The 25,151-nt window shown below is 38.7% G+C and carries 30 protein-coding genes; 28 read left to right on the top strand and 2 right to left on the bottom strand.

The window, feature by feature from the left end; all coding sequences use genetic code 11:
• Positions 1–145 precede the first annotated feature (145 nt).
• The 3 genes from LCP48_RS09795 to LCP48_RS09805 all read left to right on the top strand — a co-directional run bounded on the left by LCP48_RS09795 (position 146) and on the right by LCP48_RS09805 (position 2,852).
• The gene (locus tag LCP48_RS09795; RefSeq protein WP_004228838.1) at positions 146–574 is read left to right on the top strand and encodes a hypothetical protein; all 429 of its coding nucleotides are present in this window, start codon (positions 146–148) and stop codon (positions 572–574) included.
• A 165-nt stretch (positions 575–739) separates the two neighbouring features.
• Entirely contained in the window at positions 740–1,678 is a 939-nt protein-coding gene (trhO, locus tag LCP48_RS09800) for an oxygen-dependent tRNA uridine(34) hydroxylase TrhO (protein ID WP_004228837.1), read from the top strand.
• A 280-nt stretch (positions 1,679–1,958) separates the two neighbouring features.
• On the top strand, positions 1,959–2,852 hold the full coding sequence (locus LCP48_RS09805; RefSeq protein WP_009371012.1) for an SDR family oxidoreductase: 894 nt from the start codon (positions 1,959–1,961) through the stop codon (positions 2,850–2,852).
• Between the two features lie 166 nt (positions 2,853–3,018).
• Here the strand turns inward: LCP48_RS09805 and LCP48_RS09810 are convergent, their stop codons facing one another.
• Positions 3,019–3,510, bottom strand: a complete 492-nt coding sequence (locus LCP48_RS09810; RefSeq protein WP_004228833.1) for a DinB family protein — start codon at positions 3,508–3,510, stop codon at positions 3,019–3,021.
• A 227-nt stretch (positions 3,511–3,737) separates the two neighbouring features.
• On the opposite strand from LCP48_RS09810, the gene LCP48_RS09815 reads away from it, so the two are divergent.
• The 14 genes from LCP48_RS09815 to LCP48_RS09880 all read left to right on the top strand — a co-directional run bounded on the left by LCP48_RS09815 (position 3,738) and on the right by LCP48_RS09880 (position 15,449).
• Positions 3,738–3,944, top strand: coding sequence for a helix-turn-helix transcriptional regulator (locus LCP48_RS09815; protein WP_009371016.1), 207 nt, complete (start codon positions 3,738–3,740; stop codon positions 3,942–3,944).
• Positions 3,944–4,435: a hypothetical protein gene (locus LCP48_RS09820; protein WP_009371017.1), complete on the top strand. Its 492-nt coding sequence runs from the start codon at positions 3,944–3,946 to the stop codon at positions 4,433–4,435. Before LCP48_RS09815 ends, LCP48_RS09820 begins: the two co-directional genes overlap by 1 nt.
• Before the next feature lie 164 nt (positions 4,436–4,599).
• Positions 4,600–5,193, top strand: a complete 594-nt coding sequence (locus tag LCP48_RS09825; RefSeq protein WP_004228827.1) for a VanZ family protein — start codon at positions 4,600–4,602, stop codon at positions 5,191–5,193.
• Between the two features lie 156 nt (positions 5,194–5,349).
• Positions 5,350–5,661, top strand: coding sequence for a hypothetical protein (locus LCP48_RS09830; protein WP_004228825.1), 312 nt, complete (start codon positions 5,350–5,352; stop codon positions 5,659–5,661).
• Between the two features lie 128 nt (positions 5,662–5,789).
• Positions 5,790–6,020: a hypothetical protein gene (locus tag LCP48_RS09835; RefSeq protein ID WP_004228823.1), complete on the top strand. Its 231-nt coding sequence runs from the start codon at positions 5,790–5,792 to the stop codon at positions 6,018–6,020.
• Between the two features lie 89 nt (positions 6,021–6,109).
• A complete protein-coding gene (locus LCP48_RS09840) occupies positions 6,110–6,616 on the top strand; it encodes a GNAT family N-acetyltransferase (RefSeq protein WP_009371020.1) in 507 nt (168 codons plus the stop codon).
• A gap of 134 nt (positions 6,617–6,750) precedes the next feature.
• The gene (locus LCP48_RS09845; protein WP_009371022.1) at positions 6,751–7,254 is read left to right on the top strand and encodes a hypothetical protein; all 504 of its coding nucleotides are present in this window, start codon (positions 6,751–6,753) and stop codon (positions 7,252–7,254) included.
• A 243-nt stretch (positions 7,255–7,497) separates the two neighbouring features.
• Positions 7,498–7,995, top strand: a complete 498-nt coding sequence (locus LCP48_RS09850) for an RNA polymerase sigma factor (protein ID WP_004228816.1) — start codon at positions 7,498–7,500, stop codon at positions 7,993–7,995.
• The gene (locus LCP48_RS09855) at positions 7,982–9,097 is read left to right on the top strand and encodes a hypothetical protein (RefSeq protein WP_225340911.1); all 1,116 of its coding nucleotides are present in this window, start codon (positions 7,982–7,984) and stop codon (positions 9,095–9,097) included. Before LCP48_RS09850 ends, LCP48_RS09855 begins: the two co-directional genes overlap by 14 nt.
• 214 nt (positions 9,098–9,311) lie before the next feature.
• Positions 9,312–10,136 (top strand): copper amine oxidase N-terminal domain-containing protein, encoded by an 825-nt coding sequence (locus LCP48_RS09860; protein ID WP_225340912.1) that lies wholly within the window; start codon positions 9,312–9,314, stop codon positions 10,134–10,136.
• A gap of 147 nt (positions 10,137–10,283) precedes the next feature.
• Complete coding sequence (locus tag LCP48_RS09865; protein ID WP_009371033.1) at positions 10,284–10,601, top strand: hypothetical protein; 318 nt, start codon at positions 10,284–10,286, stop codon at positions 10,599–10,601.
• Between the two features lie 501 nt (positions 10,602–11,102).
• Positions 11,103–12,203 carry an alpha/beta hydrolase gene (locus LCP48_RS09870; RefSeq protein WP_054548772.1) on the top strand — a complete coding sequence of 367 codons (1,101 nt, stop codon included), beginning with the start codon at positions 11,103–11,105 and terminating at the stop codon, positions 12,201–12,203.
• Positions 12,204–12,366: 163 nt separating this feature from the next.
• Positions 12,367–14,496, top strand: coding sequence for a type IA DNA topoisomerase (topB, locus tag LCP48_RS09875; RefSeq protein WP_004228801.1), 2,130 nt, complete (start codon positions 12,367–12,369; stop codon positions 14,494–14,496).
• Between the two features lie 107 nt (positions 14,497–14,603).
• Positions 14,604–15,449: a hypothetical protein gene (locus tag LCP48_RS09880; RefSeq protein WP_004228798.1), complete on the top strand. Its 846-nt coding sequence runs from the start codon at positions 14,604–14,606 to the stop codon at positions 15,447–15,449.
• Between the two features lie 80 nt (positions 15,450–15,529).
• On the opposite strand, the gene LCP48_RS09885 is transcribed toward LCP48_RS09880, so the two are convergent.
• A complete protein-coding gene (locus LCP48_RS09885) occupies positions 15,530–16,141 on the bottom strand; it encodes a TetR/AcrR family transcriptional regulator (protein WP_004228796.1) in 612 nt (203 codons plus the stop codon).
• A gap of 202 nt (positions 16,142–16,343) precedes the next feature.
• Between LCP48_RS09885 and LCP48_RS09890 the strand changes: the two genes are divergently transcribed.
• The 11 genes from LCP48_RS09890 to LCP48_RS09940 all read left to right on the top strand — a co-directional run bounded on the left by LCP48_RS09890 (position 16,344) and on the right by LCP48_RS09940 (position 25,131).
• Positions 16,344–17,096, top strand: coding sequence for a glucose 1-dehydrogenase (locus tag LCP48_RS09890; protein ID WP_004228793.1), 753 nt, complete (start codon positions 16,344–16,346; stop codon positions 17,094–17,096).
• A gap of 561 nt (positions 17,097–17,657) precedes the next feature.
• On the top strand, positions 17,658–19,016 hold the full coding sequence (locus LCP48_RS09895) for an aspartate kinase (protein ID WP_009371041.1): 1,359 nt from the start codon (positions 17,658–17,660) through the stop codon (positions 19,014–19,016).
• 104 nt (positions 19,017–19,120) lie between these two features.
• Complete coding sequence (locus LCP48_RS09900) at positions 19,121–19,306, top strand: hypothetical protein (protein ID WP_004228787.1); 186 nt, start codon at positions 19,121–19,123, stop codon at positions 19,304–19,306.
• Positions 19,307–19,510: 204 nt separating this feature from the next.
• A complete protein-coding gene (locus LCP48_RS09905; protein WP_004228781.1) occupies positions 19,511–20,194 on the top strand; it encodes an adenosylcobinamide amidohydrolase in 684 nt (227 codons plus the stop codon).
• The gene (cbiB, locus tag LCP48_RS09910; protein WP_009371044.1) at positions 20,191–21,147 is read left to right on the top strand and encodes an adenosylcobinamide-phosphate synthase CbiB; all 957 of its coding nucleotides are present in this window, start codon (positions 20,191–20,193) and stop codon (positions 21,145–21,147) included. The genes LCP48_RS09905 and cbiB overlap by 4 nt, the downstream gene beginning before the upstream one ends.
• Positions 21,134–22,228: a pyridoxal phosphate-dependent aminotransferase gene (locus LCP48_RS09915; protein ID WP_009371046.1), complete on the top strand. Its 1,095-nt coding sequence runs from the start codon at positions 21,134–21,136 to the stop codon at positions 22,226–22,228. The genes cbiB and LCP48_RS09915 overlap by 14 nt, the downstream gene beginning before the upstream one ends.
• Positions 22,225–22,833: a histidine phosphatase family protein gene (locus tag LCP48_RS09920; RefSeq protein ID WP_004228778.1), complete on the top strand. Its 609-nt coding sequence runs from the start codon at positions 22,225–22,227 to the stop codon at positions 22,831–22,833. The genes LCP48_RS09915 and LCP48_RS09920 overlap by 4 nt, the downstream gene beginning before the upstream one ends.
• A 12-nt stretch (positions 22,834–22,845) precedes the next feature.
• Positions 22,846–23,421, top strand: a complete 576-nt coding sequence (locus LCP48_RS09925; protein WP_009371047.1) for a bifunctional adenosylcobinamide kinase/adenosylcobinamide-phosphate guanylyltransferase — start codon at positions 22,846–22,848, stop codon at positions 23,419–23,421.
• 20 nt (positions 23,422–23,441) lie between these two features.
• Positions 23,442–24,218 carry an adenosylcobinamide-GDP ribazoletransferase gene (cobS, locus tag LCP48_RS09930; protein WP_009371049.1) on the top strand — a complete coding sequence of 259 codons (777 nt, stop codon included), beginning with the start codon at positions 23,442–23,444 and terminating at the stop codon, positions 24,216–24,218.
• Positions 24,191–24,787, top strand: a complete 597-nt coding sequence (locus tag LCP48_RS09935) for a histidine phosphatase family protein (protein ID WP_225340913.1) — start codon at positions 24,191–24,193, stop codon at positions 24,785–24,787. Before cobS ends, LCP48_RS09935 begins: the two co-directional genes overlap by 28 nt.
• On the top strand, positions 24,739–25,131 hold the full coding sequence (locus LCP48_RS09940) for a bifunctional adenosylcobinamide kinase/adenosylcobinamide-phosphate guanylyltransferase (protein WP_004228774.1): 393 nt from the start codon (positions 24,739–24,741) through the stop codon (positions 25,129–25,131). The genes LCP48_RS09935 and LCP48_RS09940 overlap by 49 nt, the downstream gene beginning before the upstream one ends.
• The last annotated feature ends 20 nt before the right edge of the window (positions 25,132–25,151 follow it).

Here is a 25,151-nt window from a genome sequence, read left to right on the forward strand (position 1 = left end):
TTAGGCGTATTAATCCCTAAAATAGGCTTTTTATTGATCTTTTGACGGGTGAAAAGCATTGTAACTTTCTTCCACAATTTTCGTTTGATATAGTATGAGGTTTAATTGTACCAATAGTATAAGATTCAGAAGAGGATGGATTAGAATGAGAACTTTCTATCATTGTTTACTCATGTGGATACCTTTTTTAGTGCTGTTTGCCTTAGCAGGATTTGGCTTAGAGGTTTTAGAAGGAAGAAAAATCAGAACATCAGAATATATGATGGGATTTCGTGATTTAGGCGTTGGTTATATGTTCTTAATGGGTTCTTTTGCTTTTATTCTCTATCCGATTTCGTTTTTACCGCTAACATTTATTGTGGGTCGTTTTATGAAAAATGGGCTGTTCAAAGTGGTTCCCTTTACTTTATTTGGTGGGGCAATAGGGGCTTTTTCTTTAACAATCATCTATGATTCGCGATTTATAGAAGAATATAATGTAAGTATTGTTAATTCCATGCTTATTTTTGGGATTGCGGGTTTACTCTACGCTTTAGTAGAAAATGCGGTGAAGAAAAATATAAAATTTGTTTAACGAATAAATGTGTCTTTTTTCATCTAGCGGAATATGGAAAAATATTTCTACTCATTTCAGTCTAATTACCGATAGCATATTAACGGATTATCCTTTATGGTTAATAGGTCGTAAAAGACACTATCAGGAATATCCTGCAAATATTGAAATGATAGGTGGAAAACAATGAATTATCAAGTTTTATTATATTACCATTACACGAAGATTGAAGACCCAGAGACGTTTTCAGCAACGCACTTAGCAATGTGTAAAGAAATCGGTTTAAAAGGTCGTATTTTAGTAGCCAATGAGGGCATTAACGGGACTGTTTCGGGGACGATTGAGCAAACAGAGCAATACATGGCAAACATGCAAGCAGACCCATTATTCGAAGGCATTGTCTTTAAAATGGATGCGGCAGATGGTCATGCATTCAAAAAAATGCACGTACGCCCACGACCGGAGTTAGTCAACTTAGGCTTAGAAGAAGACGTTAACCCACATGAATTAACAGGTCGCTACCTGTCACCAGAACAATTCCTTGCTGAAATGCAAGATGAAAATACAGTAGTATTAGATGTGCGTAACACGTATGAATACGATGTCGGCCATTTTCGTGGCGCGATTCGACCAGAGGTAAAAAATTTCCGTGATACACCAGAATGGGTCCGTGCAAACCGTGAGCTATTCGAAGGGAAAAATGTTTTAACCTATTGCACGGGTGGTATTCGTTGTGAGAAGTTTTCAGGTTGGATGAAACGTGAAGGCTTTGGCAATGTTGGTCAATTACATGGTGGTGTGGCAACATATGGAAAAGATCCGGTTGCAAAAGGTCAATTATGGGATGGGCAAATGTACGTTTTCGATGAGCGTTTAACAGTGCCAATCAATCAAGTAGAGCATGTGATTGTCGGTCGTGATCACTATGACGGTGAACCTTGTGAACGTTACATTAACTGTGCAAATCCTGAATGTAACAAGCAAATCATCGCATCCGAAGAAAATGAAGCAAAGCATTTAGGTGGCTGTACAATCGAATGTACAAAGCATGCGCGCAATCGCTACATCGTGCGTCACAATTTAACAGAAGAGCAAGTAGCTCAAGCAATTGAGGCGTTAATTTAAACAAACAAAGCGTTATTAAATATCTTTCATAACCTAGTTTATAAAGGTTCTTAAAACACTCAATGTAAGTGTTCAAACTATCCATTTCAACATTGGACTAGTCTGCTCGCTTATATAGGGTGTTTTTTCTTTTGTAAGAAGAGTAAATGACTCAATCATTGGTTCTGATGCTGTTTAAAGTAAATGTTCAAAGGGTATTCAACAAAATGTAACAGGATTTAAAGAGTGCAAGCACGCAAAGTGTTTGTCACTAACTATTCAAAATAGGAGATGATAGTTGATGGGAAACCCACATCTAACCGATCCACGTAAAAAATTTCATACCGAAAAATTCCCAAATCAAGAACAGAACACGCCAGCACTACAGCATGGAATGATCCCCAAACCTGACTGCGGAGAAGAATCATATAAAGGATACAATCGTCTAGAAGGGCGCAATGCCTTAATTACAGGAGGCGATTCTGGGATTGGCCGTGCTGCTGCTATTGCCTATGCACGTGAAGGAGCCAATGTAGCCATCCAATTCTTCCCTGGTGAAGAGGAAGATGCCAACGTCGTTAAAGAATTAATTGAAAAAGCAGGAAGAAAAGCATTACTGCTACCGTATGACTTGCGAGAAGATAACGCAGCGACAGAGATTGTTACAAAAACCGTGGGAGCCTTTGGCGGATTGGACATTCTTGTATTAAATGCTGCGCAACAGATCGCACAGCCATCCCTAAGTGACTTAACAATTAAACAAGTGCAAGACACTTTCAAAGTAAACATCATCAGCATGTTCGAGAGCGTAAAAGCTGCTGAAGAACATTTGGAACCAGGAAGTGCAATTATCACCACCACATCGGTTCAATCTTTCGATCCATCCTCATCTTTAATGGATTATGCCGCGACAAAAGGTGCTATAAGCAACTTTATGGTATCCCTATCCTCGTACTTTGCTTCTAAAGGTGTCCGTGTCAATGGTGTTGCACCTGGCCCGATCTGGACGCCGCTTCAGCTGGATAACGGGAAATTAGAAGGAGAAATACCTGAGTTTGGTCAAAATACTCCTCTCGGCCGTGCGGGACAGCCAGTAGAGCTTGCACCAGTGTATGTTCTGCTTGCCTCCGATGAAGGAAGTTATATCACGGGTCAGATTTATGGAGTGACAGGTGGTAAGCCGATAGACTTGTAAACTTACTAAAACCACTTTTGACATTAGTGATGTTCCACTGATTATGGTAGAGAAACAGCTTAAAATGGATAATGAAAACGAATTAAATGATATGCCCCCTATAGTTAGTAGTTTGTCTCTAACTTGAGGGGGCATCTGCATTTCCATCACCAATTGGAATCATCGATTATAAGTAGGAGCGCTTAGCAGGCCATGAACCTTGTAGTTTACGAAGTTGAACAATTTGTCCTGTATGGTAAGCGTCGTGCAAAAGGATATTTAGATATTGTTGCCAAACTGGAAGAGCGGGACTAGGTTGATCTAATGCCTCTTCTTGAAGGGATGCTAATGAAGATTTTAAGGCATCATGTACGTGAAGTGTTCGTTTCACTGTTTCTTGCCAAGCATCTTCATCATGGGCTTCTCCTTGGACAAACGTTTCATCATTATTTTGTGGAGCAACAAATGTCTCCTCTTTATGTAAGCGAGAAAGTAAGCGCTCTTTAAAGATTAATAAATGGTTTACATTTTCCCAAATCGTATTAGCAGCATTACCTTCTGGTTGCCAACTAGCTTGCGCAGCAGTGAGATTCTTTAATGCGTCTGATAACGGTGGGTACCATTCCTCTTCGTAAAACACCTGATTGACTCCATTTTGCAAGAGCTCTTTTTTACTCATTTGGATAACCTCCTTTTTGTAACGCTCAAAACATTCCTTACTATTAATTTATCAAATTTTCCGAAAGTAGTACATAGTAATAGAATTTTGTTGTTCTTTACTCGACATTGCCATTTCATCTAACTAAAAATCAAATTGTAAAGTTTGCTTGACATACGTAGTGATGTAAAGTAAACTTTACTTAACATTAAATGTATAGTTTGCTTTACATTTATAAAGGAGGCATTATGAAAAACAGAATTCGAGAATTACGAAAATTGAACAAGATTACGCAGGAAGAGTTGTCGAAACAAGTTGGCGTTTCACGGCAATCAATCATTGCTATTGAATCAGGCAAATTCAATCCATCCTTAGAGCTTGCCTACAACATATCCAAAGCGTTCAATAGCACAATTGAAGAAGTGTTTATATTTGAAGAGGAGGAGAATGAGTGATGGAGATTAATATCTGGGGTATGATTGGTTTGTATGGGGGAGTGATTGGTGGACTCCTTGGATGGTGGCTAGGACGAAAGAAAGCTAGAAAAAACAGTGGTTTAGACGAGCTGTACTATCATATTTGGCAAAAGGCCAGATCCTATTCTTGGTATGTGACATTAGGAGCGCTGTATGTTTTCTTTACGTTACTCAATTTTGGGATTGAATTAAGCACTGCTATGGTTTTAGGTATCCTTTTATTAACACACGTAGCGAGTTGGGGAATCATTGGGATTATTTTGACCATCAATATGTCCAGTGCAGCCCCGTTACAGCCTACGCGTGTGAAGGTGGGCCTATTCGTCTTCATGACGTCCATTATTGTATTCACGATCATCTCGATCCTGACGACAAACTGGCTGTTTTTATTATTTAGCATTCCACCTAATTTAATTGCACTTTTTACGGCACTTATTCCGAAGCGAAAAGATTCCGAGGTAACCTACTAAACTTCATACGAATATCGTACCGTTTTTTCTCCTATAGATATGGTGGTCTATAGGGGTATTTTTTTATATATGACATTAAAAGCATCTAAATGGAAAAATGGTTTTGACTAACATTGTTAAAATAAGTAAAATGATAGTTGTTACAAAATTTAGGAGGTGTTTACTTGCATACAAATTATGTTCTATATAATATTGTTCCTTTCGGATTTTTAGTGTTGTTGGTCTATATTTTTATAGATGTATTTCTTGATTACTTTAGAAAGGAAATCAAGCCTAATAAAAGACGCGTTACTTTATATAGCTTTCTCTTCTATTTACTATGTTTACTTCAAATTAAAGTAGGGGGAATAACACTTTTACCTCTAAATCCAGCAGACAAAAGTAGGAGTTTTATTACAGCTAATGATTGGTTTGGAATTTTTGATGGTATCCACTTCAGTATGTATTTGTGGAGCTATTCAGCTATAGTTTATAATTTTTTATTATTACTTCCTTTAGGGATATTTTTATTCGTTCTTTTCCATTTTAAAAATCGAAATAAAGCCTTTTTTCTAGTGATATTGTGTTGTTTAGGTATAGAGCTTTTACGTCTACTATTAGGGTCGTTTAGTTTAGTTCCTAGGAACATTGGTTCTGTAGATGGTATCTTCTTACTATGTAATATGCTTGGTGGAATAGTTGGTATATTAATAGTGAAAATATGTACGCAAATACAAATGAAGCGAAAAGATAAAGTTTATAATGGTAGTTTTAATTGAATAATAGTTTTCGGCAATGGGGCGCGTTTATAAATCAACGTGTCTTTTTCTTTTAAAGGGCAATATTGTTGAATAATACAGTTATTTGAAACCTTTCCTGCAATTTACCGTTAAGTATTGTTAAACAGCAATACAAAATAGAAAGAGGGATTCGTTATGATTGGTTGGCTTACTATTGGCAGTCTCTTACTAGGCCTAATCGCTTGGATTCTTCCAGTTATCTATCTAATGGGAAATAAAAAACATGAACATTCTAATTGGGGCGTCCTTTCCGTTCTCAGCATCAGTGCCTGTGCTATTTCAATTAGTTTTCAGATGTTCTATAATTATCATTTAGTAAAAATTGAGGATTGGACGGCACTCATGGACACGACACGTGCAGTCGTGATAGCCACAGCAGTTCTTCTCATTTTTACATTTATATTAAATGGACTTACTTTTATTGTATACCGACAGAACAAAAAGTAGGATAGTAGTTTCCAGTGTTTTAAGAGGGAGCACATTTCGCTAATAAGATGGGTTTATTGTGATCTTTGTAGTATCTAATTATTATAATAAATTGCGGTGAAATTCAATTCTATAAAGGGAGTGTAAAGGTGGACCTACTACTTTGGGTAACAATTGGTTTCATAATAATTGGATTTGTTGTGCTCGCTTCTATGAAAAAAGATATGGAAAGTAAGGTCGCTTTTTTAAAATTGAATATGGAAGAAGAGGAAAATTCATCAAAAGCCAAATCTGTAGTTTGGTGGATATGGAGTACCACTGCTTGGGGGATCGTAAGTCTGTTTCTTGTTGTTTGGTGTTTTCATCATTACTTTGGGTAACTTTTTGCTTCAAATGGGTAAAAACAGGTACTGCACATTGCTAAATGAAATATTGTAGCAAAATAAATTAAAAGCAAAGGGTGGGCATTTTGCAGATAATCGAGACGGAACGATTATATCTTAGAGCGTTAAAAATGGACGATCATCATGAATTATCAAAAGTGCTTTCCGATCCAGAGTCTATGCAATATTATCCTCATCCCTTTAATCAAGAAGAGGTTAAAAATTGGATCAGATGGAATGAGAAAAATTATAAGCAATATAATCACGGACTATGGGCAGTTATTTTAAAAGATGGGCATAAATTTATCGGTGATTGTGGAATAACCATGCAGAACATTGACGGTGTATGGTTACCTGAAATCGGGTTTCACATTATTAAAGCGTATTGGAATAAAGGGTATGCGACAGAAGCGGCATCTGCTTGTAAGGAATATGCATGGCATGTTCTGGGTTATTCTGAACTATTTTCATACACGACCTTAAAAAATATCCCATCCCAAAAAGTTGCGGAAAAAATCGGGATGGAAAATTATAAGATTTTTGAGAAGAATGGTGAACAACAAATCGTTCAAGTTGCCTACAAAAATATATGAATATGGAGTAACTCATTTTTTATTCCAGAAAAGAGCGCGTTTATATAGGAACGTGTCTTTTTCTTTTATAGAGTTGAATAGCATTCTTTTTGGGAATTTAATATTTATGCGAAAATTTGTCAAAGGGGGATGGAATGAAGAAGCATATAAAAGGTTTAGTACCTTGCGTTTATTTGATGTTGTCGTTCTTTGTACTATCTGGCTGCAATGCTCAAAAAAGTGGTAATACTTATTATTTATTATTGATGGGTGAAAGTGAAAGCTGGAATCTAACTGGGTATGAAATTGTTATCACACCAGAAGACTTTAAAGCAGGATTTGGGACCTTAAAAATGAAAAACGTCAATACGTATATGACAGATTTCTTCCACTTTGAAACGCATGTGGTTATCGAGAGTGATGATTCGGTAGTTCATACTGGTTCAGTTACTGGTGAGACGAATATAGCAGAATATACAACTGGTGCTATTGCAGGGCCATACATCAATAAAAATGGTGACTTTATTACACTGAAAGATATACATGAGATTTATGTGGTCGTTGAATGGTGGGATACTAGTAAGAACGAAAGTATAAAAGAAAGAATAGATTTATTTAACAAATCGAAAAAAGAACAGTCCTTCTTGAAAGAACTATAGGTAAAGTTGAATAACGATCTTCTGGGACGCTTTTCTGAAATAATAGAAAAGCGTCTTTCTTCATGAAAAGGGCCACTATCAGTAAGCCCATCTAATACATAGGTACTGTTGCATCATCTAGAAGTGCATTGCATACTACTGCAATCTTGATAAAAAGGCTACTCTAAAATATTTCCAGGAGATTGAACAATTTTTTAGAAAACGAGCGTCTAAGTAGTAGGATTGAAACGAGGTGAGTTGTTGTTGGAACAAATCGTAGAACAATATGGTGAATATTTGTATCATCTTAGCTATTTATATATGAAGGATTTTCAGCTTGCAGAGGAGATTACACAGGACGTACTCATGAAGTACTTATTACGTAAAGACGATTTTAGAAAAGATGCTTCATTGAAAACGTATTTAACCCGTATCGCTATTAATTGCTGTCACGATGAACTACGTAAACAAAAGAGAAAATCATTTATTTCAAAGCTTTTACCACTAGGTAGAACGGAACCCTCCGTAGAGCAAACATATATAGCAACTGAAGATTTTGCAACTTTACAGCAAATTGTCTTTGCATTACCACTTCATTATAGGGAAGTTATTGTACTGTTTTATTATGAAGAATTTGATGTTTCTGAAATTGCTAGTTTATTAAACGTCTCACAAAACACTGTTCGTACAAGGATTCGTCGAGCGAGAGAATTGTTGAAAACAAATCCGGAACTGGAGGCAATATTTTATGAAGGAATTTAAAGACAAGCTAAAAGAAGAATTGCGACAAGATGCCCCATTTACAAACGACATAAAGCAACGAATATTGCAAAAGAAACCCATAAAAAGAAAGTTTAACTGGCAGGTAGTCTCTGTATCTATTGCAGCCTGTTTCATTATTGGGTTAATGCTATTCGTCGAATTTTCTCAAAAGAATAACCTACAAACTGCAAGTCAGCAAACTGAGCTACTACCGATTGTCGATGATGTTTCTTCGTTAGACATCATTCAACCGCAATATGCCCATCTACTTGGGGAACAATGGATGCTGCATTTTTTGCCAATGATTATCGATAAGGAAGCCCCCATTACGTATGGAGATTACATTGCTTTTTATGGAACGGATGGGCTTGTCGTTTCAACTGTATTAGGATTAGGGAATGATCGTGTAACAATGAAGCAAGGGCAAATTTTAGTAGATGATACCCCGTTAAAAGTTCATGGATTAAATGAGCAAATAAAAAAAGAGGAAATGAATGACCCAATGAAAAATCCTTACTTTTTTCATAATTTTGGAACAAGACCAGCGCCATTCAATGACAAATCGATTTCTGCGAAAGAAAAAGAAATGGTTGTTTATGACAGTGACGAGGGTCATACCATTATGAAAATTAGTGAGGGGCAATTAGTCGGTAAGGTCGTAGGCTTTCAAAATTTTGAGCTAACATTTGAATTGACTGAACAGGAGCAGCAAGTTTTTGATGCCTTTAAAGCGGATTATAATATTGAAAAGTTAAAAAATATGACACCCCAAGCGATTACTAAAATGTTTTTAATGAGTGATATGGAAAAAGATTTTGAAACATATGAAGCATTGTTCACAACAAATAGGAACGATGAAACTGAAAGTGTTCGAAGATATTATGAGAAATCGAAAATCGTACGACAGGAGTTGTTTACAAAGGAAATAAATCGCCTTATTATCGCACATCTCTTCGCGGGGTTAGAACATGCAAAGTTTGAGCAGCAAACAGATACAACAGGGGTTATAAAATTTATTTCACTTGAAGGACCAATAGAGCTAAGTATGGAAAAAAATGCCCAAGGAATTTGGCAGCCAGCCTTTAGTAGAGGAATTTATTAGAGAAAGTATATCAATTCTAGTTGATAATTTTCATCAGTATCCTTATCTAACAATTGGACGCGTTTATTTCGAAACGCGTCTTCTTTTAATAGGTCATGTAGATTGAATAAAGAATAGAATAGTTTAACGATATATGTGGATTTTTATGGTAAAATATTTAGTGAAATGTATTTTTGGGGAGAATAGTGAGTTTTAAGAAAAGGAGTGTTCAAAGTTGAAAAAAGTGTTCTCAGGAATTTTTCTTGTGTTGATTCTAATCATGACTTCATCACCTACATATGCAGCCGATTTTCAAATAAAAGTTGACGGTGTTACCATTGCATCTGATGTAAATCCAGAAGTTAAAAGTAATCGGACAATGGTTCCTTTACGTGTAATTAGTGAAAATTTAGGGGTAAATGTTGTATGGACGGATGCCCAAATCACCCTTACTAAAAACGATATACAGGTAACACTAAAACTTAATCGTAATCAAGTGGTGAAAAACGGTAAAACAGAAACGCTTGATGTAAAGCCATATATGAAGAATAATCGTACTTTTGTTCCGATGCGTTTTCTTGCCGAAACATTTGGCAGCAATGTCACTTACAATAACGGTACAGTAACAGTTGAGACACAGCCTCTCTTTATTGATGGTATAAAAGTAAAAGCATTGCAATACGAATATCATATGACATTAGGCGGAGTCATACAGCAAATTAATGGGAATGGTTATAACGAAGCTATTTATAATACTTTTATAAAAAATAATAGAAGTAAAGTCGAAGCACCTACTTATAATCCTTGGGATGCTCATCCCATTCCAGTAGGGGACTATGATAAAAATGCGCAATTTGATTTTTTAGACCAAGACTCGAACAGTATCAAACGGTTTGATATTTATTTTTCAACAGGGGACTTAGGCGGAGTATTGGTGCATGATACTACTGCAAATCATTGGTATGCATACAGTGATACCGCAAGACTAGGCATACTTCAATTAATTGATAATGCCTCGATGAACGGCTTTGTGACGGTTATGAGTAATACAGTTCCATAAGGTGGATAATAGTGTTTTACTATTGTTTTAACGGAATTACTTTAATAAGGAGTAGAGCCTTTTTCTACTTAAACAAAATTGCAACTTTGTTTGTACCATTACGCAGGTTTATATTTTCATGTTGTCAGAAGAAATGAGGTAATTTATTTGGATGAATGGAAGAAAGTTGTACTTAGTTTACTCGAAATCATTGTAATTCTATCGATTGGTTTACTTTTTACAACTTATATTTTAAGACCTATATACGAGAATTTTGGAATTCAATTTACAGGTGACGTATGGGTAAACTGGTTTGGATTATCGTATATTTTATTCGTCTTATACTCGTTGATTGTCGGTATTTTTATTTTTCAGGAAAGTAATATCTTTAAACAGCGACGTACATCCGTAATCTTTTGGCTCATTTTTATTGGTTCAATTTATGTAGTTTTTATTCCTTTTATAAAAGGTGAAAATCCATTTTAAGACTTCTATTATAGTTCATTATTTCAACAATCCCAAAATCTATTACCGACACAAAGTAGGATAAAAATCAAAAACTGCATCCATTTAGATGCAGTTTTATTTTTTTCTAATCAATATTTCACCAAGTGGGATTCCAACCACAACAACCAAAACCGTTAAAATTAACAGCGCTCTAAAAATAAAATATGCAGCTTCATCAAACATCGTATCCCTCCTTTTTTTACAATACCTACCCCATCTTTAGAAAAAATTATTGTTGTGTTTTAATAATATAGTTTACGCAAGGTACGTATGCAGTTTTTTTAAAAAATTTGTGGTCTTCAGACATTTCTTTAGTAAGGTCATTTTAATCCTTTAGAAAATGGAAGAATAAAAATTTTGTAATGCTATACAAGATCTTCAATCGTTATTTGCTAAAGAATGAGCTAAAGGTTAATAATCCTTTACCCGAGATAATAAATAGTAAACGATACATAAGTAAATTTAATGGGGGTTATGATGATGAGGGTAGCGAAGAAAATAGCCAAGATAGCAGGAATCCTTCTAGTTATACTAACTTTGTTTATGGGGATTGGATACGCTATTCTTGTGATTAATCCGTTAGGAAATAAACCAGGCAAGCCAGTTGCGGATATTGAAGACAAGGTGGAGATTTGGGGAGAAGAAGTGGCAGGTAATCATTCGGGAAGTAAGCTTGATGATATGAATATTAAGGGCAATCCTAACAGACTTTTGGCGACATTCAAATTTTCCACTGGCATTGTGGGAGAAGACTATAAAGACAATGAAGCGGCCATTGATACCTTTACCTATGTCCATGAAATTGAAGGGGGCTATGAAAAATCAACCTATGAAGATGAGCCCTATCTGATTCCTTATACGGTCGCGAACAGTGACAGTGCCGTCATTATTATGCCAGGTGGTGGTTATGGCTTTAAGGAAATGGATGGAGGAACAGCGGAAGGAAAGGAAGTAGCTGCATCATTAAATAAAGCAGGTATTAATGCATTCGTTCTCCACTATCGTTCCAATCCCTATGAGTGGCCTATTCCACAGCTAGATGTTCAGCGTGCCGTCCGATTTCTACGTTATCATGCCAATGATTATGGTCTCCATCCAGATCGAATTGGTTTAATAGGTTTTAGTGCTGGAGGCTATCAAACGGGTAGCTTTATTAACCTTATTCAGGGAGAAAATCTGTTTCCTGCTAGTTATCAGCCTGATGCCATTGATGCTGTTGATGATCAAGTAGCATCAGCTGCTATGATTTATCCTGCATTGACGTATCGCTATAATGTGCCCATGCTCTTTGCTTCTTTTAATGATGAAGATGTCAGAAATCCAGAAAAACGTGAAGAGCTCTTGCAGCAGACAGATTTATCTACGCATTTCAGAACAGCTCATATACCTCAGTTTATAGCTTATGGGACAAAGGATTTAGCAATCGGGGTAAAAGGTCCACAGGAATATATCCAATCTGCACGAAACGCAGACGCGGATGTGACTGTGATAGTAGCAGAGGACCAGAATCATGGCTTTAAGCAGGAATACTATATGCGAGCGTATCTTGAATGGGTAAAGAAAATTTTTGCTTCTTTATAATTCGCTTTAAAAGAGCTCAAAGATTTTAGTAAGTGCTATTTTATATGGTTTAAAGTAAAATAGTAGGAAGGTATTTCACCATCAACTCAACTAATCTGATTAGTTGAGTTTTATGTTTTTATAGAAAAGCTACTAAAATATTGTAAAGAAGATGTGATGATTAATGGGGAAAATTGCTATATTAGCAGAGAAACCATCTCAAGCAAGAGCATATGCAGACGCCTTTAAAGTGAAGCAAAAAGAGAAAACCTTTATTGAACTGGAACCTTGTTCTACTTTTCCTCATGGTGCAGTTATTACCTGGGCGGTTGGTCATCTTGTTGAATTAAAGGAGCCGAAAGAATATCACAAGGAATGGGAGAAGTGGTCGCTTGCTTCATTACCGATCATTCCGCAAAAATTTGAAGATAAAGTGGTCTCTAAAATGTATCCACAATTCAATGCAGTCAAAAAAATCTTTAGTGATCCCCAAGTAACAATGATTTACAACTGCTGTGATAGTGAACGGGAGGGTTCAAATATTTTCTACTCCCTTTTGAAAATGACAAAAGTCAATAAGCCAGTTAAACGTTTATGGATCAATTCATTAGAAGTGGAGGAAATCCGAAAAGGTTTTAATCATATGCAAGGTAATGAGCGGGACTTGCTGATGTACCAAGAAGCTAAAACGCGTCAAATTAGCGATTGGTTAGTGGGTATGAACTGTAGTCGCCTCTATACGCTGCTGTTGCAGAAAAAGGGCTTCAAGGGCAGTATCTCCATCGGACGAGTACAATCGCCAACCGTCTATTTAATTTATAAAAGACAGCAGGAAATTGAACAGTTCAAGCCTGAGAAATTTTATGAAATCGAAGGGGTATTTAAAGCTCAACATGGTGTGTATAAAGGGAAGGCAAAGCTAAAGACAAAAGAGCGGGCTGAGGCAGTGCAGTTATTGCAACAGCATGGGATTGAACCGCATGATACAGGTCTCATTACAAGTGTCACGAACAAAACGAAGCGGATGGCACCACCTAAACTACATGCGCTATCAACTTTACAAGCGGCTGCCAATAAACGTTGGAAATACAGTCCATCACATGTGTTGAAACTTACGCAATCACTTTATGAGAAAAAGCTCGTTTCTTACCCACGTACCGATTCACAGCTCATTACGCATAATGAGTTTCTCTATTTAAATGAATCATTAGGAAACTATCAGCAGCTCGTGGGAAAAGCATTTCAGCCAATCAATCGAGGGAAGAACAAGCGCTATGTCGACAGTGCCAATGTTGGGGAGCACTATGCGATTATTCCAACGAAAAAAATACCGACGGCCAAAGCGTTGCAATCCATGAATGCGGATGAACGAAATATTTATTTTGAAATCCTCAATACGACACTCGCTATGTTTCATCAGGATTATGAATACGATGAAAAAACGATTATCACGAATGTCAAAAATGTAGAGTTTAAAACCGTAGGGAAAACAGAGCTTGTCAAAGGTTGGAAAGAATTATTTTCAAATGAGACAGAGGTGCAGGCGCGTGAGGAGTCTTTACCTGTTGTGTTCCAAGATGAGCTGGTACAAAGTAAGATTGCTATACTAGAAGGCACGACAACACCTCCGAAGCCCTATACAGAAGGTCAACTCATTACGATGATGAAAACCTGTGGTAAATCGGTTGAGGATGAAGAGGAAATCGAGGTGCTGAAATCGATTGAAGGGATTGGGACGGAAGCAACTCGGAGTGGCATTATCGAGACGATTAAGAAGCATGGATTTATTGAAGTACGAAAAAATATCGTGAGCATTACACCTAAAGGGGAGCTTTTATGTCAGGCAATTGAAGGGACATTACTGTCAAGCCCTTCCATGACGGCTAAATGGGAAATTTACTTACATAAAATTGGTAAGGGGGAAGGCTCTGCCAAGCATTTTATTGAAAGCATAGGCAAGTTTATTCATCAATTAATAGCAGAGGTGCCTAAACAGTTAGAGTCTCTGACAATTGAAGCTGAGCAGTTTAAACCAGCCGTGGTAAAAGATATTGCCATCTGTCCAGCATGCAAGGAAGGGAAAATAGGCTTGCGTAAAAGCTTTTACGGTTGTTCGAATTATAAAAATGGTTGTAAGCAAACGTTCCCACAAAGGCTATTAGGAAAAAAACTAACGGAAAAAAACATTCATGATTTATGTAAGAGTGGTAAAACTGCTTTGATGAAAGGCTTTAAATCACAGAGTGGCAAACCATTTAATGCAGCCCTACGTTTGGTAGAAGGAAAAATTGAATTTGAATTTAAAGAAAAGTAAATGCTGATAGTTTCAAAGGACTTCCAACATGAAAGTAGGTTAGTGTGTTTGTATAGGACATGCTATCCTATTTTTAAGTAAATCAGTCACCTAAAAGGAGCGATGTAATGACGACTATAAAAGAAATTGGCAGCTTATGTCTGACAGATAGTGATGGATACATTATTAATCAAGCAGATTGGAATAAAATCAACCCTATTTTTCTTCCTGTCATCAACGATGTGGTTCATACCTATCGCACCCTTCTCCAAGATGACTTACATAGCCTATATATAAGGGGATCAATTCCAAAGGGGATAGGTATTGAAGGGGTAGCTGACTTAGACACCATAGCGGTTACGAAGCAAAAGCCTAAAAAACAGCAGGTAAAGCGGATAAAAGAAGTAGAACAAGCGTTAACTCAAAACCATCCTTGTGTAGATGGGATTGAGCTAAGTGTATTCGGCAAAGAAGATATTTTAAATACGACATCTTTTTCAATCATTAGTTTCATCCTCCAAACCCATAGTATATGTGTCTTTGGAGAGGATTTAATACCTCGATTATCAAGATATAAAGCGGACGAGGCTTTAGCGAATGACCACCTTATTCATTTGCAGGGGCAAATAAAAAATGCCTGTGATGATCTTCAAGATAATGCGGATACAGAGGATATTAAAGATTGTTGCAAGTGGATTATGAAAATTATTGTAAGAGCAGGGCTTGCACTTGTCATAACGAAGGAAAACACCTATACAAGGGATTTATACCCCGCCTACAAACGGTTCTCGGAATATTTCCCTGACAAGGAAAGCGACATGAGAAGGGCACTTGAATATGCAATAACACCCATAATCGATACGAACGTTTTGTTATTGTTTTTAAATGAATTTGGAACGTGGATGGTCAGTGAAGCTGAGAAATGGTTACAATTCTATAACCCTACTAGAGAATTAAACATGAAAATCGTATAACTTTCGAGACAAATAGAGAAAGGTAATCACATATGCGTTGTGATTACCTTTTGTTGTTAATTGGAATTTGGTGTTCTGCTTTATTTTTCAAAAGGGTTGTCAATATAAGGGCCTTTAATGGTAATACGCATTAACTGGGTCGCCATAAATTTGGGGGTATAGGGCATATCATTTTCTAACCACCAGACGATTACTTCAAGAAAGGCGGCTGCATAAAAACGGACGGCCATTTCGCGCGGCACGGTCAGCTTTTGGTCGTCAGGCTCCATCATTTGAATGCCGCTCGAGACAAAATTGATAATAATGTCTTTAAGGCCATCGGAGAAATAAGGGATATTTTTTTCCGTGAGATAGACCTTGTATAGCTTACTATTCAGCGCTATTTGTTCAAATAAATGCATAAATGTCTCATGTGGTTGGTCATAATTTGGTAATAAATCAAAATCCTTCTTCTCTTCGAAGGGTGGATGAATACTACTTACAAGCTCATGCAAGGCTTCTTCTGAGCTTTGATAGAGAAGGTCTAATTTATCACGGTAATGTAAATAAAAAGTGGCACGGTTTAATGTAGCCCGTTGTGTAATATCTTGTACCGTAATCTTTTCATAGCCTTGTTCATCAATTAATGCCACTAGTGCATCTCTTAATAATTGGCGCGTTCTGATGACGCGAGGGTCCATTTTTTTCGACATGTTAAAGCTCCTTGTATTAAATTTTCTATTTAAACAACAGTCCGATTGCAAGTGTTGTGAAAGCATCATGATGGGCTTTGGTGTTGTTTGCCCTTTTTCAATTGCGCGTTATAATTATATTAACGACACCGTGTCGATAATACAACTAGTTGTTAACGTATTCACGAATTGTTCATTTATATAGAAGAAAGGGAGTTTTATGATGGGTCGTTTAAATGGGAAAGTAGCAATTATTACAGGAGCAGCAATGGGAATGGGCGCTTCTGAGGCAAAACTATTTGCACAAGAAGGCGCAAAGGTCATTGCAACCGATGTACAAATCGAGCCCTTGAATAATTTAGTAAAAGAAATTAAAGAAAATGGTGGCGACATTATTGGTCTTCAACATAATGTTACTTCTGAGGATGAGTGGAAAGCAGTGATTGCCGAGGCTGTAAAGGCATATGGCAAAGTGGATATCCTCGTCAACAATGCGGGCGTTTCATCACCTAAAACAATTGCCAACATGGAAATGGCTGAATGGAATAAAATTATGGATATTAACCTGAATGGTTGTATCATTGGCATGAAATATGTGATTCCTGAAATGCAAAAAGCTGGCGGTGGTTCAATTATCAATATTTCTTCGATCGGTGGAATCGTGGGAATGGCTGGTACAAGCCCTTATACAGCAGCAAAAGGAGCGCTTCGTGTGCTTTCTAAATCGGCTGCGATTGAATATGGTAAAGATAAAATTCGTGTGAATTCTGTTCATCCAGGCATTATTGTAACACCAATGACAGCGCCTACGATGGAAGAGGGCGGTGCATTGCCATACTATCAAGCTTACACGCAATTACCATACTTCGGTGAACCTGAAGATGTAGCTTATGGCGTAGTGTTCTTAGCGTCAGACGAATCCCGCTTTATGACAGGCGCAGAGCTCGTAATCGACGGCGGCTGGACAGCCATTTAATCCAATAGCAAAATCAAAACTAGGCATCACTCAACGTGAGCCTAGTTTTTTTATGCAGATGAGGGAGAATACCCGCGAATCGAGTGAAGATACACGCGGTAGAGAAATGAATACCCGCGAATCGAAGGGAAAAACACGCGGTAGAGAGGCAAATACCCGCGATTGATCAATAACCCCTCGATACGAGAGAGAACCCTCATAAATAAAAGAAAAAGCCTTGCTGAAGGAATCAACGATACATATAAAAATAGCACAAACATAGTGGATATTTGTGCATATCATAAATGGAGAAAGCGTTTTCTTCATTATATAGAAGAAAGTCAAAACGAGAAATTTCACGATTATGTCAACGTCACGAAAAAAAATTCACAAAAACCTTAACTATTTCATGTGAAATCCGTATAATAAATCAAACAGTACGAAAATTGTCCATATTTCTCGAAAAATTGCGTGAATTTTTTAAATTGTATTGACGTAGGAAACGATAATTTGTACACTGTGTACAGTCAATTGTTTTGTGGAGGAATACAATTAATTTGAAAAAGTTAGGATTTGATAGATATGATCGTGTGTAAATTTGGTGGAACATCTGTAGCAAGTGCAGAACAAATACAAAAAGTAGCAACCATTGTAAAATCTAATCCGGCGCGTAAGATTGTTGCCGTTTCAGCACCAGGGAAACGTTCTGGTGACGATATAAAAGTAACAGACCTATTAATACAATTAGCAAATGCAGCGTTACAACAAGAGAATACAGAGGAAAAATTGCAGACTGTTGTGGATCGTTTTAGAGCGATTGCGGACGGTTTGGGGCTAGATAATGCCATTTGTGACGTAATCACAGAAGATTTACGTGAACGTGTACAAGGTGACAAAACAAATGTGGAATTATTCATCGATAGTATTAAAGCAGCAGGTGAAGATAATAACGCCAAGCTTATTGCCGCTTACTTTAATGCCGTTGGTATGCCCGCACGCTATGTCAGTCCTAAAGAAGGTTTAGTGGTCAATGATTTACCAGAAAGAACCTTTGCATTACCTGAAGCGTATGCTAATTTAGCCCCTTTAAAAGACACAAAAGAAATTATTGTGTTCCCAGGGTTCTTCGGTTACACTAAAGCGGGCGTATTGCGAACATTTGACCGCGGTGGCTCTGATATTACAGGCTCCATTTTAGCAGCAGCCGTTGAAGCGGAGCTGTATGAAAACTTTACGGATGTGGATTGTGTGTTCTCCGCGAATCCGAAAGTCGTCAACGATCCAGTGGAAATTAAAGAAATTACGTATCGCGAAATGCGCGAATTATCATATGCAGGCTTTTCAGTGTTCCATGATGAAGCGTTAATGCCTGTCTACAAGATTGGGGTGCCCGTTAACATAAAAAATACAAATAATCCAACAGCCCCAGGTACACGTATTGTACCAAGCCGTCCTGCAACAGGTCGTCCAGTTACAGGGATTTCGGCAGACAGTGGCTTTTCAACTTTATATGTCTCTAAATATTTGATGAATCGTGAGGTAGGCTTTGGACGTAAGCTACTCCAAATTTTAGAAGATGAGAATATTTCTTATGAACACACACCATCTGGTTTAGACGATATTTCTGTCATCATGCGTTCGAATCAACTAACACCAGAAAATGAAGCACGCATTCTTAGTCGTGTGAAAGAAGAGCTACATGCAGAGTATGTAGAAATGCGTCACGGTTTTTCCATGATCGTGATTGTGGGCGAAGGGATGCGTCATAACACAGGATTAGCTGCCCGTGCTGCCACAGCGATTTCAAAAACTGGCGCAAATATTGAAATGATTAATCAAGGTTCTTCTGAAGTGAGCCTCGTGTTTGGTGTCCTTCAGGAATATGAAAACCGCATTTTACAAGCGTTATATGAAGAGTTTTTTGCCCATGCAAAAGCATAATGACACAATCATCACTAATCCAAGTGTTTCTTGCTTGGATTAGTGTTTTCTTTTTGCTGAGAATACGGTAAAATCGAGGGCGTACATAGTTGGGAGGGTTATTCGTGAAAAATTTAACAATTGGTATGCTTTTTTCAGTCATTGGAATACTTTTTGTCTGTTTAACGATTATGGATATTTTACCGTCATCGACAAAAACAATGAAAATTGTTTACATAGGCATTGGGTGGGTCTTTATTATCGTTGGCTCTGTTATCCGCTTTAAGAATCTCAAACAAAAGCAGCAATAACACTTTGAAAATGGAATTGTGACAATCGCCAAAGTTGTGATACAATTTCAAAGAAAATAAATAATTTGAGTATTATGAAGTTGTTATGCTGTACAAATGTTCAGAAGGTTCAAATTTTAATAAAGAATCGACCGTACAAATTCTTCTTTGTAAGAATTTGTTTTTTTATGTTCCGTCATAACTTTATCGGGAGGAGGCGATTGATTGCCTATACTTACTAAGGACTGCATTCATATTTTTGACGATTATGTTGCCCTTCAAACAGCTTCAGCCATGAAGGTTGTATCCTCAGCCATGCATAACCCAGGCTTTGGTTATTATACGTATCTGATGAATCGAACGGTGCCTATTACCTATGATGAACGACAGCCACATCAGGAATTGCTGCAGTTTTTGCAGGCACAGCATTTCCCGCATGACAAGACAGTGGCTATGATGACGGCTGTCCAAGCTAAGTTTGCGACTATTCGTGACTTTACATATGAGGGAATCCACCTTGTCATTATGATTACCGCAGGGCTTGGCAATGCGGTGGATATTACCCGTGCTTTTCAACGAGAGGAGCAGTACCATGCAGGCACCATTAATACTTGGGTGCTGATCAATGGCAAGCTGTCTGATGAGGCACTTTTTCAGGCAATGATTTCAACTACGGAAGCCAAGGTCAAGGCTTTAGTAGATGAAGGTATTACAGATCCAACGACAGGCACACTAGCTACAGGTACATCTACTGATAGCTTACTTATTGCCTCGACAGAAGAAGGGGACTTCCATCAATATGCAGGTCCCATCACCATGCTGGGCAAGGTCATTGGCTATGGTGTTTATGAAACGATGTGTGAGGCGGTTAGGAAATACAAAAAAGATAAAGAGGAGAGGTCTAAATGATTGCTATCGTGATTGCCTGCATCATAGGGCTTATTTTTGATTTAGTAGTAGGGGACCCTCCGAAGCTTCCTCATCCTGTACGCTGGATTGGACACTTGATTCAATCGCAAACAGCTTTATGGAATAAGGGTAAATGGCGCAAGCTACGTGGGACAGTGATGGCACTTGCTGTTGTTGGCACGACCATGTTTGTAGTGACGCTGGTTCTATTATTAAGCTATCAGGTGAGTATCATTTTTGGCATCCTTGTAGAGGGTCTTCTGATTGGTATCGGACTGGCACAGCGGAGCTTGAAGGAGGCGGCGATGGCTGTCTATGTGCCACTTGTCAAAGGGGATTTTGCCGAAGCACGTGTTAAGCTGTCTTGGATTGTCGGACGTGATACCGATAAACTAGGCGAGGATGAAATCGTGCGTGGTGTGGTAGAAACGGTTTCTGAGAATACAAGTGATGGTGTGACAGCTCCACTCTTTTATGCCTTTTTATTTGGGGCAATTGGTTTATGGGGCTATAAGGCTGTCAATACATTGGATTCGATGGTGGGCTATAAAAATGAAAAATATAAAGACTTTGGTATGTTTTCAGCCAAGCTTGATGATGTACTGAATTTTATTCCAAGTCGCATTACAGGCTTACTGATCGTGCTTGGTACGAAAAATGAAACAGATCGTTCGCTTGGCAAGCGCTTAAAGCGTTGGGTACAGGACGCAAAGAAGCATCCTAGTCCAAATAGTGGCTATTTAGAGGCAGCGACTGCAGTGCAGCTTGGTGTACAGCTAGGAGGAAAAAATACGTATCAGGGCGTTGTCTCTCATCGAGCAATTATGGGGGAAAAATTAGTGCCATTAACGAAAGAACATATTGCAACGTCCATTATTCATATGCGTATTGCCACAGTGCTGTTTGCGCTTGTTATGTTAGCGGTGGAGGTGTTAATTTATGCAGTTACCTAATCATGGTGCAAATCCGCAAAATGTTTATCAGCAATTAGGTTTAATGATGCCTGAGGTGGTGTATGATTTCAGCGAAAATGTCAATGCGGCAGGACCACCAGCCTTTGTGGAGGCACGTTGGCGTACTTTTTATCCACTAATTCAGCGCTATCCAGATCCAGATGGAGAACCTTTTTTAACAAAGGTCGCTGCTTTTCATCAAGTAGCGAAGAATACGATTTTACTAGGCAATGGGGCTTCAGAGCTTTTTAGTGTACTAGCAAGACGCTATGCCAATAAGCGTGTCATCATTGTGCATCCGACTTTTTCAGAGTATGAGCGAACATTGCGTGCAGCAGGTGCTACGATTGTTCCTATTGTCGTGACGGATTTTATCGATTACACATTGCCATTAGAGCAGCTACAGCAGGAAATGATGACGGCAGATGCTGTTTATCTTTGTACACCTAATAATCCGACTGGCGTACTGCCAAATAAGAAAGATTTACTCGCCTTAATGGCACACGGAGCAATCGTTAACTGTGAGCTTGTGATCGATGAGGCATTTATGGATTGGGTAGATGAGGCGCATTCGCTGATTCCGTTTAGTGCACAAAACCCACATGTTATTGTTGTTCGTTCGATGACTAAAATGTATGCGATCCCAGGTTTACGACTTGGGTATTTGGTTGCACAACCTACTATTGTGAGCTCCTTAAAAGATCTGCTGCCGCATTGGAATTTAAATGCCTTTGCGCTTGTAATTGGGGCAAGCTGTTTAGACGAGCAGCACTATTGTCAGCAGGCAATTTCCTATGCCACAGCGCAAAGGGAATGGCTGCATCGTTACTTACAAGACAATGGCTGCCAAGTAACGAATAGTGTGACGAATTATGTGTGCTTCTCCTTACCGAAAACACAGCAAGCCGATGCCTTTTTCACCTATTGTCTTGCACAGGGTGTTGTGCTGCGTCACACAAAAAACTTTCAAGGTTTGCAGGGTGAGTGGTTCCGTATTGGCATAAAAGACATTGCAGCCATGACATCTTTACATAATTGTCTACAAGCGTGGTTTAACGTAAATAAGGGGAGAGAAAAGTGACAACTTTTTATCTAGTAAGACATGGGGAAACGAAATGGAATCAGGAGCATCGACTACAGGGGTGGCTGGATTCTCCATTAACGGAAAACGGTAGAGCAGCGGCTGAAAAACTTCACAAGCAACTGCAACAGATTCCTTTTACCGCTGCATATTGTAGTTCAAGTGGTCGTGCAAGAGAGACAATGGCTATTTTGATGGCCAATCGCAAGCTGCCTATTGCCTATGAAGATGATTTACGGGAGATCTATTTAGGGAAATGGCAGGGGCAGACAATCGACGATATACTGGCGACATATAAGCTTGATTATGAGCTATATACGAACTACCCTGCGCAGTTTGTTGCGAGTCATACAGAAAGCTTTGGAGCCGTAACAGAAAGAGCGATGTTTACATTAAAAAAAATAGCAGCCCAACATCGCAATGAAATTATCCTCATTGTCTCCCACGCTGTAACGATTAAATGCATCATCAATGCTATTTTACAGCGCAGCATTAGTGAGCTATGGGCAGCCCCGTACATTCATGGGACAAGTGTGACAGTGATTGAACGGCAAGGTCAACAATGGCTTGTGAAGGATATTGGTAATCTACAGCATTTACAATAGGAGGTGTCCTACATGCCGCTTATTTTTATTACAGGTGGTGTACGTAGTGGTAAATCCCATTTTGCAGAGCAAGCAGCGCTTCAGCATTATGAGGCGCAGGCAAGTACAGCGAAACGCTTGCTCTATCTGGCTTCGGGTATTGCCTTAGATCATGAAATGGAAAAAAGAATCTTACGGCATCAGGCAGATCGCCAGGCCCAGCCTATTCAGTGGCTGACGGTGGAGGCTCCCTATGCAATTTCTGAAGTATTTGAGACACTTCAGGAGGGAGATGTGGTGCTGTGGGATTGCGTGACAACGTGGCTGACCAATGCTTTTTACGAAGGCTATGACAAGGGGACACCCTGTTTACAACAGCCTGGGTGTTTAGCTAATAAGCTACAGGCCGTCAAGCAGGCGATCTTGTCACTACTGAAGAAGGATTTGACTTTTTTTGTGGTATCCAATGAACTGTTTGATGAACCTCCTTATGCTAGTGATGAAGTAGAATTATACCGACAAACGCTCGGACAGTTCCATCAATGGTTGGTTTCTATGGCACAGGAGGCCTATGAAATGAACTATGGCATTGTAAAGAGATGGAAATAATCAAGAAGGAAGGCAAGAGGATGAAAAATTTTTGGCATAGCCTCCTACTGGCATTTCAATTTTTTACGGTATTGCCAGTACATAAAGAGCTTCCGTTAACGAGGTCCACCATCACAGGCATGTTTGCTTGCTTACCATGGATAGGTGCTTTAATGGGAACAACGGTGGCAGCCGTACTTTATAGTCTTATGCAGTGGACAGCAAGCAGTGAAGTGATGCTAGCTTTCACTGTGATAGGGCTATTTGCTTTATGGACAGGTGGTTTGCACTTAGACGGCTTTATTGATATGGGCGATGCCTATTTTTCCTATCGAGATCGAGAAAAACGATTGGAGATTTTAGATGACCCTCGTGTGGGAGCGTTCGGAGTATTGGCTGTGGTGTTTTTATTAATGGGGAAATTTGTTATTCTACATGAGCTTTTTGTGCAGCAGAGGTTCGCCTTGTGGATGGTACTATTCGTCCCATTTCTAACAAGAGTGGGCATGAGCTTTTATTTTATGTCACTCCATTGCTCAAAGGAAAAAGGTCTTGCTTATTTTTTTAAGTCTCATATGAAGGCTAATCGATTAAAAGTGATCATGCTGTTATCGCTCGTATTGGCGATGACGGTTGTTTTTATCAGCACGCAGCTCTTACTTCTTCCCGTTGTCCTAGTCGTCGTTTTAGCTATTGCACTTTTTATTTTTCGACAATTTACGTTGCGTAATTTTGGTGGAGTATCTGGCGATTTACTGGGTGCCTCCATTGAAGGAATGGAGGTTGTACTATGGGTGACATTGTTACTGTGTGCTTAATGCGGCATGCGCCTACAAAAGAGAATCTTGAAAAGCGTTACCTTGGTTGGACGGACGCACCATTAGCAGATACAGCCAAGCTTGCTGTTGTGGATGCATTTGTTAAAAAAGTATATGGCAGTGATCTACAGCGCTGTCGACAAACGGCTGCTCATTATTTTCCCAATGCTAGCTACCAGGCAGAGGCATCCCTTCGAGAGACGAACTTTGGTGCATTCGAAGGGAAAACCTATGAGGAGCTAAAAATGGATGCTCACTATCGGGCATGGATAGATGATCCAATCCGTACACCCCCTCCACAGGGGGAGGCATTCGATGATTTTATGAAACGTGTTGTAGATGGATTTCATTATTTACCTAAAAATGAGGATAGCTATTATTTAGTGGTTCATGGTGGGGTTATTCGTGCCTTACTTGTTGCCTTTGCGCCAACAGAACAGCCTTTTTGGTCCTATCAGGTGCCACATGATAAACAATTTGCTTTAACATTTACAAGAAAGGCTTGGGAGGAGGGAGCACGATGCATGTCTTTATCGGAGGTGCCTATAACGGCAAAACCGACTATGTGAGGCGCTTGTATGAACAGCAACAGATGGTTATGATTGCTGGCGAACTACCTGAGGTAGCGCCCGCCTGTGATGTCCTTGTCCTAAAGAACTTAGAAAAATGGCTTGTGACACAAAATTTGGAGGAAGATGAACTAATCGTTCAAAAGGTGCTAGCAACCTTACAAGAGATTGAGCAGCATTGCACACTCGCACTTATTGTGACGGATATGGGGCGTGGAGTTGTGCCAATGGAAAAACAAGCCCGACAGCTACGCGATACCTGTGGTCGTCTATACCAAGCTTTGTTCAAGGAAGCAGAGCAAGTTGTACGGATTTGGTATGGAATAGCTGAGCCATTGAAGTAAAGTAGACATTCAACAGAAAA

Origin of the sequence: Lysinibacillus capsici, assembly GCF_020217405.1 — a bacterium.
In the GTDB taxonomy this organism is placed as follows: Bacteria; Bacillota; Bacilli; order Bacillales_A; family Planococcaceae; genus Lysinibacillus; species Lysinibacillus capsici.